The sequence below is a fragment of the Streptomyces sp. NPDC017056 genome (assembly GCF_044332485.1).
GTDB lineage: Bacteria > Actinomycetota > Actinomycetes > Streptomycetales > Streptomycetaceae > Streptomyces.
This window is the reverse complement of record NZ_JBIRPD010000003.1, coordinates 25,315-41,621: the sequence shown is the minus strand read 5'-3', so window position 1 is coordinate 41,621 and position 16,307 is coordinate 25,315. Positions and strand designations below refer to the sequence as shown.

The 16,307-nt window shown below is 72.0% G+C and carries 11 protein-coding genes and 4 tRNA genes; 7 read left to right on the top strand and 8 right to left on the bottom strand.

The window, feature by feature from the left end:
* Nucleotides 1-30: 30 nt before the first annotated feature.
* Nucleotides 31-1,119 (top strand): ABC transporter permease, encoded by a 1,089-nt coding sequence (locus ACH4OW_RS05860; protein WP_398025293.1) that lies wholly within the window; start codon nt 31-33, stop codon nt 1,117-1,119.
* 113 nt (nt 1,120-1,232) lie between these two features.
* Here ACH4OW_RS05860 and ACH4OW_RS05855 read toward each other — a convergent pair.
* The 4 genes from ACH4OW_RS05855 to ACH4OW_RS05840 form a co-directional block, all read right to left on the bottom strand.
* A tRNA-Phe gene (locus tag ACH4OW_RS05855) sits at nt 1,233-1,309 on the bottom strand.
* Nucleotides 1,310-1,313: 4 nt separating this feature from the next.
* Nucleotides 1,314-1,388, bottom strand: a tRNA-Asp gene (locus ACH4OW_RS05850).
* Nucleotides 1,389-1,436: 48 nt separating this feature from the next.
* Nucleotides 1,437-1,509: transfer RNA gene (locus ACH4OW_RS05845), tRNA-Glu, on the bottom strand.
* 174 nt (nt 1,510-1,683) lie between these two features.
* A complete protein-coding gene (locus tag ACH4OW_RS05840; RefSeq protein ID WP_398025290.1) occupies nt 1,684-3,333 on the bottom strand; it encodes a metallophosphoesterase in 1,650 nt (549 codons plus the stop codon).
* Between the two features lie 107 nt (nt 3,334-3,440).
* On the opposite strand from ACH4OW_RS05840, the gene ACH4OW_RS05835 reads away from it, so the two are divergent.
* The 4 genes from ACH4OW_RS05835 to ACH4OW_RS05820 all read left to right on the top strand — a co-directional run bounded on the left by ACH4OW_RS05835 (nt 3,441) and on the right by ACH4OW_RS05820 (nt 7,446).
* A complete protein-coding gene (locus ACH4OW_RS05835) occupies nt 3,441-3,791 on the top strand; it encodes a metallopeptidase family protein (protein ID WP_360135990.1) in 351 nt (116 codons plus the stop codon).
* Between the two features lie 182 nt (nt 3,792-3,973).
* The gene (locus tag ACH4OW_RS05830; RefSeq protein WP_398025288.1) at nt 3,974-4,525 is read left to right on the top strand and encodes a hypothetical protein; all 552 of its coding nucleotides are present in this window, start codon (nt 3,974-3,976) and stop codon (nt 4,523-4,525) included.
* 292 nt (nt 4,526-4,817) lie between these two features.
* Nucleotides 4,818-7,118, top strand: a complete 2,301-nt coding sequence (locus ACH4OW_RS05825) for a DEAD/DEAH box helicase (protein WP_398025286.1) — start codon at nt 4,818-4,820, stop codon at nt 7,116-7,118.
* Nucleotides 7,119-7,370: 252 nt separating this feature from the next.
* A tRNA-Lys gene (locus ACH4OW_RS05820) sits at nt 7,371-7,446 on the top strand.
* Nucleotides 7,447-7,643: 197 nt separating this feature from the next.
* Here ACH4OW_RS05820 and ACH4OW_RS05815 read toward each other — a convergent pair.
* The 3 genes from ACH4OW_RS05815 to ACH4OW_RS05805 form a co-directional block, all read right to left on the bottom strand.
* A complete protein-coding gene (locus ACH4OW_RS05815; RefSeq protein WP_398025284.1) occupies nt 7,644-8,204 on the bottom strand; it encodes a hypothetical protein in 561 nt (186 codons plus the stop codon).
* Between the two features lie 3 nt (nt 8,205-8,207).
* Nucleotides 8,208-9,827, bottom strand: coding sequence for a DEAD/DEAH box helicase (locus ACH4OW_RS05810; RefSeq protein WP_398025281.1), 1,620 nt, complete (start codon nt 9,825-9,827; stop codon nt 8,208-8,210).
* Nucleotides 9,828-10,010: 183 nt separating this feature from the next.
* Entirely contained in the window at nt 10,011-11,645 is a 1,635-nt protein-coding gene (locus ACH4OW_RS05805) for an MFS transporter (RefSeq protein WP_398025279.1), read from the bottom strand.
* A 538-nt stretch (nt 11,646-12,183) separates the two neighbouring features.
* Between ACH4OW_RS05805 and ACH4OW_RS05800 the strand changes: the two genes are divergently transcribed.
* Entirely contained in the window at nt 12,184-13,278 is a 1,095-nt protein-coding gene (locus tag ACH4OW_RS05800) for a PP2C family protein-serine/threonine phosphatase (RefSeq protein ID WP_398025968.1), read from the top strand.
* Nucleotides 13,279-13,376: 98 nt separating this feature from the next.
* Here ACH4OW_RS05800 and ACH4OW_RS05795 read toward each other — a convergent pair whose 3' ends face one another.
* Nucleotides 13,377-14,405 carry a DUF2332 family protein gene (locus tag ACH4OW_RS05795; RefSeq protein ID WP_398025277.1) on the bottom strand — a complete coding sequence of 343 codons (1,029 nt, stop codon included), beginning with the start codon at nt 14,403-14,405 and terminating at the stop codon, nt 13,377-13,379.
* A gap of 762 nt (nt 14,406-15,167) precedes the next feature.
* Between ACH4OW_RS05795 and ACH4OW_RS05790 the strand changes: the two genes are divergently transcribed.
* Nucleotides 15,168-16,277 (top strand): M23 family metallopeptidase, encoded by a 1,110-nt coding sequence (locus ACH4OW_RS05790; protein ID WP_398025275.1) that lies wholly within the window; start codon nt 15,168-15,170, stop codon nt 16,275-16,277.
* Nucleotides 16,278-16,307 lie beyond the last annotated feature (30 nt).

Here is a 16,307-nt window from a genome sequence, read left to right as displayed (position 1 = left end):
TGTCCGGGATAGGTGTTTTAGCGTGGCCTTATGGATGATCGGCACGGTGACCAGGCCCAACCGCACGGAGCTCACGGACGGCCGCTGACCCAGACCGAGAAATGGGCCGCGTTCAAGAGATCGCCGTTCTTCCCCGCCCTCGTGCTGGTCTTCATCCTCGCCGTCGCCGCGGGTCTCTTCGCCGGCTCGTACACGTACACGATGGCCAATCCGACCCCGCGCCACATCCCGACCGCCGTGGTGGGGCCGCCGGACTCGCCGCACGGCAAGGCTTTCGCCGGCGGCATGGAGAAGGCCCTGAACGCCTCGCTCCAGTTGCACGAGTACGACACGTACGCCGCGGCCAAGGAGGGCGTCGAGGAGCAGGAGGTCTTCGCGATCCTCCGGGTGCGGGACAAGGGTGTCGAGCTGGACGTGGCCTCGGCGGCGGGCGCCCAGGTCGCACAGGTGCTCGAACAGGCGGGGCCGAAGGTGGGGCAGGCGGTCGGCGTGCCGGTGGAGGTCAAGGACCTCAAGCCGCTCCAGGAGGGCGACCCGCGGGGCCTCGCCCTCTTCTACATCTCGCTCGCCGCGGTGATCATCGGCTTCGTCGGCGCGATCCAGCTGAGCGTGCACGCCCGCGGCCTCAACCCGCTGGAGCGGATCGCCTTCACCGCGCTGTACGCGCTGCTCGGCGCCTTCGCGATCGCCGCGGTCGTGGACTGGCTGCTGGGCGCCCTGCACCTGCCCTTCGTGGAGTCCTGGCTGATCCTGGCGCTGACGATGTTCACGTCCGGCATGGTCTTCACGATGTTCAACACCCTGATCGGGCGCTGGGCGATGATCCCGACGTGGGGCCTGATGGTGCTGCTGGGCAACCCGTCCTCGGGCGGTGCGGTCTCCTGGCCCCTGCTGCCGTCCGTGCTCGGCCACATCGGCCGCTGGCTGCCGCCGGGCGCCTCGGTGAACGCGCAGCACACGGCGGTCTACTTCGGCGCCTCGCAGCACGCCTTCCCGTTCCTGGTGCTGGCCGGCTGGGCGCTGGTCTCGTGCACCGTCTTCTGGGTGTGGCGGCACCGGCACCCGGGCGGGCGCGAGGTGCCGCCGCGCGGTTCGGGGGCGCACGCGGCGGGCGCCTGACGCACGCGGGGCCGGCCGCCTCCCGGGCGGCGGCCGGCCCGTACACGGAACGCGGCGGGGCGCCGGACGACGAAAAAGGCCCCGATCCGAAGATCGGGGCCTTTTCCCACTGCTGGTGGCTGGGGCCGGGGTCGAACCGGCGACCTATCGCTTTTCAGGCGATCGCTCGTACCAACTGAGCTACCCAGCCACAGCGGTCCTGACGGGATTTGAACCCGCGGCCTCCACCTTGACAGGGTGGCGAGCACTCCAAACTGCTCCACAGGACCTTGCACGGTGCGAGTTTCGGTGAACCTATTCTCGCACACGGTAATGCGTGCCCCCAACGGGATTCGAACCCGTGCTACCGCCTTGAAAGGGCGGCGTCCTGGGCCACTAGACGATGAGGGCTGATGGCCCGCCTTGGTGCCTTGTGGGGCGCCGTCGGGGACGTGAGAAGCATATGGGATGCAGGGACCGTTCGCCAAAACGGTTTGCGGGGGACCGGCGGCGGGGGACCGCGGCGGAGTGTTCGGCGGTGCGTTCGGTGGCCCGTTCGAGCGGGCCCCGCCGCGGTCCCCGGCCCTACGGGCGACCGGGTGACGGTGTGCCGGTCCGGGCCGCCGAGCCGCCCGGGGACGGTGTGCCGGGCGACCCCGTGCCGGGCGACGGTGTGGCCCCCGGCAGGTTCTCCTTCGGCAGATGGCGGCTGACCTCGGCACTCGACAGCCCCAGCCCGCCGAGCGTGATCTCGTCCCACGCCTGGAGGTGCCGGGTCCCGCGGTCCAGGTAGAGGACGGACGCCTGTACCGGCGCCGGCTTCTTGCCCTGTACGGCGCGCAGCCCGCCGCCGCCCGTGGAGCCCTCCACCATCAGCCGGGTGCCCCGAGGGAGCACGCTGTTCTCGCGGTGGTGGATGTGGCCGGCCAGCGCCAGCGGTGCCAGGCCGTCCGCCTCGGCCGCCGCGACCGGGTTGTGTGCCAGCGCGAGGTCCACGGGCGTGCCCGCGAGCCGCTGCGTACGGAGCGAGTCGGCCAGCTTGCCGCCCGCCGTGCGTTCGGAGAAGTCCCCCTCCGCGACGACCGAGCGGTCCGGCGTGAACTGCGGGTCGCCGACGCCCGCGATCCGCAGCCCGCCGACGCTCACGGCCCGCCCGTCGTCGAGGACCGTGGCGTTCTTGCGGGTCGCGAGGTACTTCTGCGTCGCGGCGGAGTCGTGGTTGCCGCGGACCCACACGTACGGGGCGCCGAGCGTGGCGACGGGGTCCAGGAAGGCGTTCTCGGCCGCCGAGCCGTGGTCCATGGTGTCGCCGGTGTCCACGATCACGTCGATCTTGTACTGCTTGACCAGCGACTTGACGATCTGCCAGGCCGCCGGGTTGAGGTGGATGTCGGAGACGTGCAGCACGCGGATCGTGGTGGGGTCGGGCTCGTAGGCGGGCAGGGTGGAGGCGGCTTCGTAGAGCTTCGTCACGTTCGTCACCAGGCGCGCCAACTCCTTCTGGTAGACGTCGAAGTCGCTGACGATGCTGCGGGCGCTGCCGACCACCGAGGGCGCCGAGGAGAGCAGCCCGGAGAACTTCGGCTCCAGGACGGACTTGGGGTTCCAGGTGGCGTAGGCGGCGGCCCCCGACGACGCCAGCAGCGCGAGCGCCAGGCCGCCGGCGGCCAGCGCGCGGCGCGGCCTGCGGTAGACGGCCAGGCCCAGCGCGGTGGCGCCGGAGACCACCGCGACGCAGGAGCGGAAGGCGAGGGTGCCGGTGCCGCTGACGACGTCGCGGGTGACCTGGTCCTGGAGGCCGGCGAACCGCTCCGGGTGGTCGACCAGGGCCTGGGCCCGTACGGGGTCGAGCCGGTCGACGTCGACGTCCAGGCGTATCGGCGCGTAGTGGCTGCGCAGTTCCAGGGCGCCCAGCGGCGAGACGTTGATCTTCGTGCCGCCGGAGAGCGACGGGCGCAGTGTCATGTTCGTGTCCACCGGGCCCACCGGCGCGTGGATGCTGCCGACGATCAGCAGGCCCAGCCAGGCGCCCAGCAGGGTGACGGCGATCAGGCCGACGGCGCGGGCGTACGGGTGCGGGGTGTGGGTGAGGGTGCTGGTGGGGGCGGTGTGATGGGAGCGGTAGTCGCGGAGGAAGGCGGCGGGCAGGCCCCGCACCCGGGCCAGCGAGGCACGGAGCAGCCGGAGCACGGGGGAGCCGGGGGGTGTGTCCCCGGGCGGCGCGACACGGGCCATTGGGCGCGTATGCCCGTGCGCCGCGCCCGGTATGCCGGGAAGTGGCCCCGGCTGTCCGCTTCCCGGGATCCCGCTGCCGCGCGGTGGCGTGGCGGACAATGGGTGGTGTGCTGGAGATGACGCGCGAGGAGTTCGAGGAACTGGTGGCCGAGGCGCTGGACCGGATCCCGCCGGAGCTGACGCGGCTGATGGACAACGTGGCGGTGTTCGTCGAGGACGAACCACCGGCCGAGGACCCCGACCTCCTCGGGCTCTACGAGGGGACGCCGCTGACCGACCGCGGCGAGTGGTACGCGGGCGTACTGCCCGACCGGATCACGATCTACCGGGGCCCGACGCTGCGGATGTGCGACTCCCGGGAGGACGTGGTGGCCGAGACGGAGGTCACCGTCGTCCACGAGATCGCGCACCACTTCGGGATCGACGACGAGCGGCTGCACGCGCTGGGCTACGGCTGAGGTCCGGGCCCGGGTCAGGGGCGTGCGCGGCGCGCCGGGCGCCGCCGACGGGCGCCGGGGCGGCGATCCGGGCACGCGCAGGGGATCTCGTGCGCGCGGCGCGTGTCCTCCGGTGGGCGGCGGGAGTTGGGCAGGGCGTTCATCTCCGCAGTCTCCGCGCTCCGGATCCGGAGGTCCCGCCCGTGCGCCCGATCGCTTCCCCCCTTCCCGGCCCGGCCCGCAACCGCCTCGCCGCCGCCGTGGCCGTCGCCTCCGCCCTGGCCGCGTCGCTGAGCGGCTGCATGAGCGTGAGCGATCCGCAGACGCCCCGGCCCTCGGGCTCGCCCGCGCGGCTCGACGGCGGGCCCCAGCCGGACGGCGGAACGGTCGACGGGCGCGGCGGCGCGGGGCCGCGGCGGATGGGGCGCGCGGAGGGCGGGCACGGCGCGGAGGGGCACGCGGGCGCCCCCGCGACCGGCCGCGCGCCGACGGCGGACAGGGCGGAGCCGCACCCCGAGCCCGCATCGGGCGCCGCGCCCGGCGCCGCACAGCCCGGAGCGCCGGGTTCCGGGCCCGCCGCCCCCGTCCCGTCGCGGCCCATCGGCGGCCGGCCCTCCTCGACGGCCCAGCCGCCCCGTACGACGCCGACCGCGAAGCCGACGCCGAGCGCGAGCCCGGACCCGGCGCCGAGCACCCCGCCGTCGGCTCCGTCGTCCGAGCCGCCCGCCCCTTCGAAGCCGGAGAGCGCGGGATGAGAGGCGGCTCCGCGGGGCCCTGAGGGGGCTGTGACCAGGGGGAACACGGGGCGGGCAGGGGTGGCGGGGGCGTCGGCGGGTGCGGGGGCCGACGAAGGCATTTGCCTTCCGGGGGCCGAGGTGAGTATGGTGGTAGATCGTTTGATCCCATTTGCCCGGCGCCTACAGAAGCGCGCCGCGTGGCGCGTTCTCTCCCTTGCCGTGGCTGACCGCATTGAGGCGGTCGTTTGTGAAGTCTCACGGAGTTTGGGCGCGTGCCTGTGCCGAGACTCCGGAAGGTTTCGCATTTCGCATGTCCATTTCCACTGATCAGTCCGTTCTGCCCGCGACCGACGAGCAGACGGCCCCCCAGCAGGACCAGCCGCAGGACCAGGCCGTCGCCGAGGCGCCGGCCGAGGTGACCGAAGCGGCCGTCCAGGCCGACGCCCCCACGGAGCCCGTGGCCGAGGCGGACGCCGACACCGAGGACGACACCCCGCAGATCACCTTCGCGGACCTCGGCCTCGACGAGAAGGTCGTCCGCAAGCTGGCCCAGAACGGTGTCACCACCCCGTTCCCCATCCAGGCCGCGACCATCCCCGACGCGCTCGCGGGCCGCGACATCCTCGGCCGCGGCCGTACCGGCTCCGGCAAGACGCTGTCCTTCGGCCTGCCGCTGCTGAGCCAGCTGGCCGGCGGCTTCACGGAGAAGAAGCGCCCCCGCGGCGTCATCCTCACCCCGACCCGTGAGCTGGCCATGCAGGTCAGCGACGCGCTGCAGCCGTACGGCGACGTCCTGGGCCTCAAGCTCAAGGTCGTCTGCGGCGGTACGTCCATGGGCAACCAGATCTACGCGCTGGAGCGCGGCGTCGACGTCCTCGTCGCCACCCCCGGCCGCCTGCGCGACATCATCAACCGCGGCGCCTGCTCGCTGGACAAGGTGCAGACCGCGGTCCTGGACGAGGCCGACCAGATGGCCGACCTGGGCTTCCTGCCCGAGGTCACCGAACTGCTCGACCTCATCCCGGCCGGCGGCCAGCGCATGCTGTTCTCCGCCACCATGGAGAACGAGATCGGCACCCTGGTCAAGCGTTACCTGACCAACCCGGCGACCCACGAGGTCGACAGCGCCCAGGGCAACGTCACCACCATGACCCACCACGTCCTGGTCGTGAAGCCGAAGGACAAGGCGCCGGTCACCGCCGCCATCGCCGCCCGCAAGGGCCGCACCATCATCTTCGTGCGCACCCAGCTCGGCGCCGACCGCGTCGCCGAGCAGCTGTGCGACGCCGGCGTCCGCGCCGACGCGCTGCACGGCGGCATGACGCAGGGCGCGCGCACCCGCACGCTGGCCGACTTCAAGGACGGCTACGTCAACGTCCTCGTCGCCACCGACGTCGCCGCCCGCGGCATCCACGTCGACGGCATCGACCTGGTCCTGAACGTGGACCCGGCCGGCGACCACAAGGACTACCTGCACCGCTCCGGCCGTACCGCCCGCGCGGGCCAGTCCGGCACGGTCGTCTCGCTGGCCCTGCCGCACCAGCGCCGTCAGATCTTCCGCCTGATGGAGGACGCGGGCGTGGACGCCTCGCGCCACATCGTCGGCGGTGCCGGCGCCTTCGACGAGGACGTCGCCAAGATCACCGGCGCCCGGTCGCTCACCGAGGTGCAGGCCGACTCGGCGAACAACTCCGCCAAGCAGGCCGAGCGCGAGGCGCAGGAGCTCGCCCGCGAGCTGGAGCGCGCGCAGCGCCGGGCGACCGAGCTGCGCGAGGAGGCCAACCGCCTGACGGCCCGCGCCGCGCGTGAGCGGGGCGAGGACCCGGCGGAGGCCCTGGCCGCCGCCGAGGCCGCCGTGACGGCCGCCGCCGAGGAGGCCGCCGAGGCAGCCGTACCGGCCCAGGCCGCCGCCGAGGCCGACGAGGCGCCGCGCCGCTCCTCGTACCGCGACGAGCGGGGCAACTACGAGCGCCGGGACCGCCGCGACAACGACCGCGGTGACCGTGGCGACCGTGGCGGCTTCAACCGTGACCGTCGTGACAACGACCGTGGCGACCGTGGTGGGTTCCGTCGTGACGAGCGTTCCGGTGGCGGGTTCAACCGTGACCGCCGTGACGACCGCTCGGGCGGTGGCTTCCGCCGCGACGACCGCTCCGGCGGCGGCTTCAACCGTGACAGCCGGGACAGCCGCGACAACCGTGACCGTCGTGACAACGACCGTGGCGACCGTGGTGGCGACCGTGGTGGGTTCCGTCGTGACGAGCGTTCCGGTGGCGGGTTCAACCGTGACCGCCGTGACGACCGCTCGGGTGGCGGCTTCCGCCGTGACGACCGCTCCGGTGGCGGCTTCAACCGCGACCGCGGCGACCGCCCGAACCGTTCCTTCAACCGCGACGAGCGCCCCGGCGGCCGTTCCTCCGGCGGCTACCGCTCCGGTGGCGGCGACCGCCCGTACAACCGCGACCGTCGCGACGAGCGCCCCTCCTCCGGCGGCGGCTACCGCTCGGGCGGCGGCGACCGTCCGTACGGCCGCCGCGACGACCACCGCGGCCACGGCACCGGCTCCTTCGGCCGCCGTGAGGACAAGCCGCGCTGGAAGCGCAACGGCTGAGAACGGCCGTGACGCCTGACGGCGTCACTGTGTTCGACCGCGGGGCCCGCGCCGCGCTCCCGTACTCCGGTACGGGCACGTGCGCGGGCCCCGCGTCTCAACTCCGGTGGCCGTGCGGCCTTTTGACCGCGCGTTCCACCACCCACCGAGTCCGCCCGCCGCTTCCCCGCGAAAGCGGACGCACTTCCTCCGCCCCTTCGATGGCTAATGCCTTCGGGCTGCGGCGGGAACGCGGGCTATGCTGCTCGGTGCGGGCCATTAGCTCAATTGGCAGAGCAGTGGACTTTTAATCCATTGGTTCAGGGTTCGAGCCCCTGATGGCCCACCACAGCCGGCGGAGGGAAACCCCCTCCGACCTGGTACGCAGCGCCGGGGCGGCCGGGGCGGCGGCCGTGCGGAGGTCGCTGCTTCCCTCAGTGAGCGAGGGGCGCGGCGGACCCGGGCCCGGACCAGCCGACGTCGGCGCGGCCCGCCGTGGGCCACGAAGGGCGACCGGCGGGAGCCCCGCGGCCGCCGGGGCGCGGACTACTTGGACGCGCTGAAATAATCGGCCGGATCAAGCGTATTGAGCGCGATCCACCGCTGTGGCGTCACCGCGGTGGATATGTCGGCACCATCCGATGCGGTGCGGAAGAAGCCCTGGATATCGAGGGCGATTCGCGGATCGTCGTCGACGCGTTGTGCCATCTCGTAGTAGACGGCCAGCACGTGGACGCAGCGTGAGGTGCCGGCTGTGCAGGAGCAGTCGACACCGGTGAGCGCCGGTGCGGGCGAGTGGCCCGCGTCGGTGATTGCGCGGTACAGCTCGTCGGTGAGTACGGGACGGGCGCCGCTCAGCCGGCGGGCGATCCCGGCTTTCCTCTCCAGGGACATCGGCGCGACCTCGATGGTCGCCACCGCAGTGGTGCGCCCGCGGTTTATGGCGGCGCGTACGAGTCGGCCGTCGATGGTGATCTGCACTCCTCCGTCGCGTGCGATTCTGCGTGCGCGCGGTAGCTGCGGATCGGGACGGGTCTGCCCTAGCGGTTCGGCGAGCCGGACCCAGTCCTTTCCCCACCGTGTGTATCCGAAATCGTTGTCGGGCATGAATCAGCTGCCTCGCTTCCGGCGCAGGATCGCCATGAGACGGTCGTCGTCCAAGCGGGCCAATTCGGCGACACCGGACATGTCGGCGATATCGGAGAGCGCCGATTTGCGCGCATGCATGGCCGCAATGTGCTCTTCGACGGTGGTCTCCGTGGTCAGCGTGGTGACGGTGACGGTGCGGGTCTGGCCGATCCGGTGGACCCGGTCGGAAGCCTGCGCTTCCACGGCCGGATTCCACCACCGGTCGAAATGGACGACGTCGGCCGCGCGGGTGAGAGTGAGCCCGGTGCCGCCGGCTTTCAGGCTGAGCACCAGCACCTTCGGGCCGTCGTCGGCCTGGAACGAGCTGACGATTCCGGCCCGTTGCTCCTGATTCAAGCCGCCGTGAAAGAACGGGGCCTGCATACCGAACTGTTCGTGGCAGTGCCGCACCAGCAGCTCACCGGTCTGCCGGTACTGGGTGAATATCAGCGTCGGAGATCCGGTATCGAGGTTGTTGGCCACGATGTCGGTGCAGAGGTCGAGCTTGCCGGACCTTCCCGACAGCTCTTCTAGGTCCCCGGTGACCAGGCCCGGGTGATTGCAGACCTGTTTGAGCGCCGTCAAGGCGGCCAGGACCTTGGTCTGGCGCTGTGCGCCGGTACCGAAGCCGTCGTCGGCGACCTGGTCCAGCAGCCGGTCGTACAACTGCTGCTGTTCCTCGGTGAGGCCGCAGATCAGGTCGGCGTGAATCTTGGCCGGGAGTGAGCCTGCGACCTGCGACTTCTTCCGCATCAAGACGACCGGCTCGATGGCTCCGCGCAGCCGGGCGGCGGCCGCGGGGGAGCCGTCCGCGATCGGCCGGGCAAAGCGGCGGCGGAACTGCGCCTTGTGCCCGAACATCTGCGGTGCGACCAGGTTGAGCAGCGCCCAAAGCTCTTCGAGGCGATTCTCCACGGGCGTGCCGGTCAAGGCGATGCGTGCGTCGGCCGCGATGCTCCGCGCGGCCTTCGAGATCTGCGTGCGGGGGTTCTTCAATACCTGCGCCTCGTCGAATACCGCAGTGACCCAATGGTGGTCCTTCATGACGGGGCCGTGCTGGCGCAGCGTCGGATAACCCGTGAGCACCACCGTCCCGCCGTCCACCGTTTTCAGCGGATCACCCCGCCAGTTCACCGTCCGCAGCCCGGGTGCGAAGCGCGTGATTTCGTGTGCCCAGTTCCCGACCAGCGACGTAGGACAGACCACCAATTGCGGCCCCTCCTCGGCCCGCCCGGCGAGACAGCCGATGGCCTGGAGCGTCTTGCCGAGCCCCATTTCGTCGGCGAGTACCGCGCCGCCGTGGGTGTCGACGGTCTCGCGCAGCCAGCTCACACCGCGCACCTGATAGGGCCGCAGTGTGGCGGTCAGCGCTGTGCGCAGTTCGGCCGCGACGGCATCGGTGCGACGGAAGACGGCCGTGGCGTGCTCCGCCGACGTGACGGCGACACCGGTGGCATCGGGAATGGCGTGCGCTGCGATCGGCAGGGCCGTATCGCCGCCCGCAATCCACGTCCGCCAGACGTCCACGGACCGGCCGGGGGATTCGAGGGGCGCGTCGGCGAGCCCGGCCGGCTCGATCAGCGCGCATTCGATGTCGGCCACCTCGAATCCGTCACGGTCCGGCGTCGGGACGACCAAGGGAACGGTCTCGGCGTCACCGACGGGCGGGGCGGCTCCCGCGGCGCGCCCGGACCAGGTCCACAGGGCGAACATATGGCGGTCGGGTAGATATGTGGCTTGACTGGCAAGCACGGTCTCAGCGAGTTTTTGCCCGGTTCCCATGGGTCAGTGGCTGCTCACGACATCGCCCTTACGGGCGGTTTGGCCATCGGTTTCGGGCCGGGCGGCCGCTCCGGTCACGGAGTTGCTGTTTTCCCGATCGGGTTCCGGTTCGTGCACCGACTCCGCGGGCTTCTCGGCAGGACGCAGGGAAAGCACCAGTACAGCCGCTCCGAAGAGCGCGATGAGCATGATGCAGGCCGCGCCGACGTGCATTGCGTGAATGAACGCGTCGTCGGCGGCGCGCGCAAGAGCAGGCCGGTCGATCTCGGTGGCGACGTGCCGGGCCTGTTCGGCGGAGATCCGCGCCCGCTCCTGCACCGACTCGGGGGCATCACCGAGCGAGGGTTCGATCGCGCGCCGGTACACGATCGACATGATCGTGCCGCCTACCGCGATACCGATGACGCTGCCGGTCTGCCGCACGGTGTTGGTCACGGCGGCCCCGGCGCCGGCCCGGTCCAGCGGCAGGGAGCTGATCAACGCCGCCGTGACCGGGCCGAGCACCATGCCGATGGAGAGGCCCTGGACCAGGAGCAGGATCTCGATCCAGACGAGCGGGGTCTGTAGTCCGAACAGCCCGTACGCGCCCATGGTCAGCGCCGCCACAATCAGCGCGGGTGCGGTGACCGGGCGCAGCGACCAGCGGCGCACCAGACGCGCGCCGAGGGGCGCCCCCAGGGTCGCGCCGAGCGCGGTCGGCAGACCGGCCAAGCCTGCCTCGATCGGCGAATAGCCGCGCGCACCCTGCAAATAGAACGCGTTGTAGAAGGTGACGGCGGCCACGGCGAAGAGGAGCAATCCGAGCGCCACGTTGCCGCCACCGAATATGCGTTGCGCGAGCAGCCGGGGATCGAAGCTGGGCATTTTGCTGCGCATCTCGACACGTACGAAAGCGGCCAGCAGGATCAGCCCGACAACGATCGGCGCCCAGACGTCGATACGGGTCCAGGCGGTCACCTGTCCCGCCCGGATCAGCCCGTAGGCCAAGGCCGCGAGCCCGGTGACCGACAGCAGCATTCCGGCCGGGTCCAGCGGCCGCGGTTCCGGGCTGCGGAAATTCGGGACCAGCACGGCGATACCGATCAATGCCAGCACCACGACCGGCACATTGACCAGAAAGACCGACCCCCACCAGAAATGGTCGAGAAGCAATCCGGCCAGCACCGGGCCCGCCGCCATTCCGACACCGGCGGACGTCGAGGAAATGGCGATCGCGGTCGACCGCGCGGGACCGGTGAAGGTCCACATGAGAATGGCCAGGTTGGCGGGCATGATCAGCGCGCTGCCCACGCCCATCGCGGCGCGCGCGGCGATCAGCTGGTCGGCGTCGCCCGCGTACGCCGCCCACACCGAGGACCCGGCGAAGACCACCAGTCCGATCGCGAGCACGGTCCGGTGACCGAAGCGGTCGCCCAGCGCGCCCGCGGTGAACATCAGGGTGGCGAAGGCCAGGGTGTACGAGCCGGTGGCCCACTGCAGCTCGGCCGGGGTGGCATCCAGTCCGCGGCCCGGGTCCGCGAGGGTTTCCAGGGTGGTGCTCAGGACGGTGTTGTCCAGCCAGATCAGCAGCGAGCACAACATGAGAACGGCAAGGATCAACTGTTGCCTGGACTTGGGCAGCGTTGGGGACGTCGTCATGAATACCTTCGGGAGCGAGCGGTAAAAACCTGACGAGCGGACGTTAGGTAATTGTCGCGCGGCTGTCAATGCTTAATTTCGAGGGGCTTCGGGGGCATATCTCCAGGGCGCTGTCAATTATCTTCCCGGGGCTCTTAGGGCATGCTGCCGCGCCACTGTCAATCCCCGATTTGCAGAAAGCCAGGGAACGCCAGGGCATATCCGCAAGCCCTCGTCAATTCTGATTCGGCGAGTCGTCGGGCATATCTTTACGCGCTCGTCAATTCCTCGGATCGATGTTCAACCCACGCCGCGAGACGCATGGGCCGGCACCCAGCGGCAGAGACCGCGCGCCAGGGCTTCTACAGGCCACCCGCGGCGGCCCCATGCCCCATACGGCCCAACCGGATTCGCCGCGTGCCCCGGTAGCGGAAAGCCTTGGGACGGCGACGGTGTTCGTACGGACGGGCGCGCGGGAGTGGGAGGCAGGCCGGTGCGGGTGCGTCGAGGCAGCAGGGGCCGTACGGGCGAACAGGAACGGTGGCTGCGCCGCTCCCGCATGTCGCCCTTCGGACAGCGGCTGGTCTGCTGGCTGCCGCTGATCCTGCTCGTGGCCGGCCTGCTCTTCGACATGGGCACGCCCGCCCGGTACACGGCCGCGCCGTTCTTCTCCGCCGCGCCGCTGGTGGCGGCACCCCTGTACTCGCTGCGCAGTACGGCCGTCACCGCGGTGGCCGCCGTCGCCGCCGAGACCTGGGTCGTGACGTACCACGGCGAACGCGACACCAACCAGTCGTTCACCGAGGGCCTGACCGTGCTGGTCGTCGCCGTCCTCGCGCTGGGCATCAACCGGGTCGTACGCATGAGCGACGCCCGGCTCGCGTCCGTACGGGACGTCGCGGAGGCGGCCCAGCGGGCGGTGCTGCCGACGCCCGCCGAGCGGATCGGCGGGCTGGCCGTCGCGGCGCGCTACGTGGCGGCGGAGGCGGACGCCCGCATCGGCGGCGACCTGTATGCGGTCCAGGACACCCCGCACGGCGTACGGCTGATCGTCGGCGACGTACGGGGCAAGGGCCTGGAGGCGGTGGAGGCCGCGGTGATCGTCATCGGGGCCTTCCGGGAGGCGGCGGAACAGGAAGCCACCCTGGAGGCGGTGGCGGGGCGGCTGGAGCGGGCCTTGCAACGGGAGGGCAGCCGCCGGGAGGGCCTCGACCAGTTCGAGGGTTTCACCACGGCCGTACTGGCGGAGCTGCCCGCGGACGAGCACGCCGCGCTGCGCGTCCTGAACCGCGGCCATCCCGCGCCGCTGCTGTTCGAGGCCGACGGCGAGCTGTGCGAGCTGGCTCCGAAGACGCCCGCCCTGCCGCTCGGCATGAGCGAGGTGGCCGGCTGGCCGGACCGGGCGGACGAGACGTCCTTCCCCGCGGGCTCGGTCCTGCTGCTCTTCACGGACGGGGTGACCGAGGCCCGGGACGGGAACGGCGACTTCTACGACCCGGTGCGGCGGCTGCGGGGCCGCGACTGGTCCTCCTCCGGGCCTGAGGAGCTGTTGGACGCGCTGGTGGCGGACGTGGCGGCGCACACGGGCGGGGAGACGGCGGACGACATGGCGCTGCTGGCGGTGCAGCGGCCGGCACGGGGGCGCGAGGCGTAAGGGAGGGGAGTGGAGGGAGGGGAGGGGCTCCGGGCGTGGTCCGAGGGGGCTCCGGGCGTGGTCCGAGGGGGCTCCGGGCGTGGTCCGAGGGGGCCTCGCTACAGCCACCGCACGGTCCGGCCGTCCCGGCCGGCCAGAGCGACCGGCCGTTCGTCGAGGGCCAGGGTCAGCAGCCGGTCAGCGTCCGGGAGGGCGTGCGCCGGCCGGGGCGCGGCGATCCACGGCAGTACGGAGCGGTGCTCGTGGGAGATCCAGTGCCCGGGACGGCCGCGCTCCTGGAGGAGGGACCGTACGAGCCGGGCGAACTCCTCGCGGCGTTCCAGGGGGAGATGCGTCAGCGTGGAGGTGTGGAAGACGACGAGCGTGGCCTCCGGCGGAGCCTCGGCGGCCAGCGCTGGCAGCGCGTCGATCAGGTCGCCGCGCACCATACGGGCGGGCGGAGCCGACCGTACGGCCTCTATGGCGGCCCGGCGGCTCCGCCCCCGTTCATCGGTGGCGGCCGGCCAGCCGAGGGCCTCCAGCCAGCGGACGTCGTCGGGGTCGGCCAGGTCGAGCGGGTCCGGGCCGACGCCCGCGCGCCAGGCGATCTCCGGTACGCGCTCGGGTACGGGTGTGCCGGGGCCCGTACGGCAGGCAAGGACCGCCGCACTGCCCGGCGCCCCGAATTCCGGTCGGTCGTCGTAGCGGTAGCGGTAGCGGTCCGGGTGCAGGCACAGGCCCGCCGACGCGCCGACTTCGAGGAGGGCGAGGGGCTGCGGGAACCGGGCGAAAAGGGGCAGCAGGGAAGCGCAGCGGGCCGGCTCGTCGGTCTGTGCGAAGCGCCGCGCCATGACGGCGCCGACCTCGTCCCAGTGGCGCAGCGTCCATTCGCGCCAACCGCGGTACGCCGGGCCGCCGCGCGGGCCGTGCTCCGCGTACGGGCCGTCGAGGTAGCGGACGGCGGCGAGCAGGAGGTCGGGCCGCTGCTTGTCGCCGGCGGGCAGGGAGCGCGCGAGGTGGTCGCAGAACTCGGGGTCGTGGCCGATCCGGGCGGTCAGCTCCTCGTGTGCGTCGGACTGCCCGCGCGCCTGGTACCAGGCGAAGTCCACGTACTGATCCGCCACTGCCTGCGCGCTGTTGACGACCATGACCAGACGTTACTGCCCTGACGGTAGGTAACCGCCGGGCGCCCCTGCGCATAACGACTCCTGCACAATCGAGCCTTCGGAGGTTTGAAGGCGATCCGGCAACTCGACCCGGTTGATGCCCTGATGGGGGTTTAAGTCCAGGCCAAAGCCACCACAAAAGGCCCTTTGTTTCGCAGGATCGCTTGGTGTCAGGCGGCGGAGTCTATTACAGTCCGATAACGCAGCGCGGTCGTCCCAGCCGTCGCAAGAGGCGGCACCGTGCGCCGACGCCGAATCCCGTCAGTGTGTTCACAACTGAATCACCGTTGGGGCATCGCTGGACCGGCCGCCGGGCCGGAGCCACACCAGCGCGTGCCCCGGGAACCGGGGAACCACCACCTTCGGGGTGCACCGGGCAGCCGCCGTCGGCCGGAGGCCGCCCGGAGGAGACCTTCCTGCTCCGCATCCTTCCCCTGTCCGCAACGGTCCGGGCCCCGCCCCGGCACCGGAACGGGCCGGGAGGTGCCCCCCACCAACCCGGTAGGCGAGAAGGAAGGAAAGGAGTGCGCCTCCGTGGCGTCCAACAGCCCTGCCGGCTCTGTCCCCGAGGTTCCTTTCGGCGCTGCCACCGGTGCCTCCGAGGCGTTCGTCGCCCCGGCCGCCTTCGAGGGGGGCGGTGCCTCAGCCGCCTCCGTGGCGTTCGGTTCTCCGGTCGGCCCAGCTGGCCCAGCCGCCTCCGCCATACCCGCGGGTGACGCCGCCCCCATAACCACCACCGCCCCCATGGCCACCACCATCCCCGCGATCCCCCCGGCCTCCGCCGATCCCGGCGCGTTCGATCCCGGCTCCTGGGAGGAGTGGGACCCCGCCGAGGACTCCACCCGGTCCGTACGCGGCAAGCACCGCGTGGTGGCCAGGCAGCGCGGCGGGCTGGCCCGCGGCGGAACGGTCCTGGGCGTCGGCGTGATCGCGGCGGTCGGCGCGAGCGGCATGGCCACCGCCGAGGACAAGCCGCCGGTGCCGATATCCGTGCCGGACGTGGGCGAGATGGCGGACGACCTCGCGGCGAAGCTGCCCGACGCGACATCCCTGCCGGGCATCGGCGGCTTGATATCCGACTCTTCCGGTCCCGCAGGCTCTTCCGGTCCCGCAGGCTCTCCGGGCGCCCCGGCCTCCGCCGCCGCATCCCTCACTCAGGCCGGGCTCACCGAGCAGGAGGCGGCGCAGGGCAGGGGCGCGGGCGACTCGCTGCGCGACCGTATCCTCCAGCAGGCCGAGCATCAGCAGGCCGAGCACCAGCAGAGCGCCGCCGAGGAGGAAGAGCACGCGGCAGCGGAACAGGTCGCCGCCAAGAAGGCCGCACAGGACGCGACAGCGGACCAGCGGGAGGCCGAGAAGTCCGCGGCCGCCGAGGCGACGGCGCAGCGGGCGGCCGAGCGCGAGGCGAAGGAGTCGGCCCGCCGTAAGGCGGAGGCCGCTCGCGGCGCCGAGTCGGTCCGCAGCTACGTTTCCCCCCTTTCCACGTACACCCTCTCCGCTGGCTTCGGGCAGGCGGGCGACCGTTGGGCGGCCCACCACACGGGCCTGGACTTCGCTGCACCGACCGCCACTCCGGTCAAGGCGATCCACGGGGGCACGATCACCCAGGCGGGCTGGGCCGGCGCGTACGGCTACCGGATCGTGCTGACCTTGGACGACGGTACGGAACTGTGGTTCTGCCACCTCTCCTCGCTGGTACGGGTCTCCGGCAAGGTCACCGCCGGCGACGTCATCGGCCGGGTGGGCGCCACGGGCAACGTCACCGGGCCCCACCTCCACCTGGAGGTACGGCCGGGCGGCGGCACCCCGGTCGACCCGAAGCCGTGGCTGCGCGATCACGGAATGCCCGTCTGACGCCGCCCCTCACCCTTCCCCGCGCCTTTT

Coding starts and splice junctions, on each gene's coding strand:
- ACH4OW_RS05860 (WP_398025293.1), top strand. CDS start 31: ATGGATGATCGGCACGGTGACCAGGCCCAACCGCACGGAGCTCACGGA.
- ACH4OW_RS05840 (WP_398025290.1), bottom strand. CDS start 3,333: ATGGCCCGTGTCGCGCCGCCCGGGGACACACCCCCCGGCTCCCCCGTG.
- ACH4OW_RS05825 (WP_398025286.1), top strand. CDS start 4,818: ATGTCCATTTCCACTGATCAGTCCGTTCTGCCCGCGACCGACGAGCAG.
- ACH4OW_RS05815 (WP_398025284.1), bottom strand. CDS start 8,204: ATGCCCGACAACGATTTCGGATACACACGGTGGGGAAAGGACTGGGTC.
- ACH4OW_RS05805 (WP_398025279.1), bottom strand. CDS start 11,645: ATGACGACGTCCCCAACGCTGCCCAAGTCCAGGCAACAGTTGATCCTT.
- ACH4OW_RS05800 (WP_398025968.1), top strand. CDS start 12,184: ATGTCGCCCTTCGGACAGCGGCTGGTCTGCTGGCTGCCGCTGATCCTG.
- ACH4OW_RS05795 (WP_398025277.1), bottom strand. CDS start 14,405: ATGGTCGTCAACAGCGCGCAGGCAGTGGCGGATCAGTACGTGGACTTC.
- ACH4OW_RS05790 (WP_398025275.1), top strand. CDS start 15,168: ATGGCCACCACCATCCCCGCGATCCCCCCGGCCTCCGCCGATCCCGGC.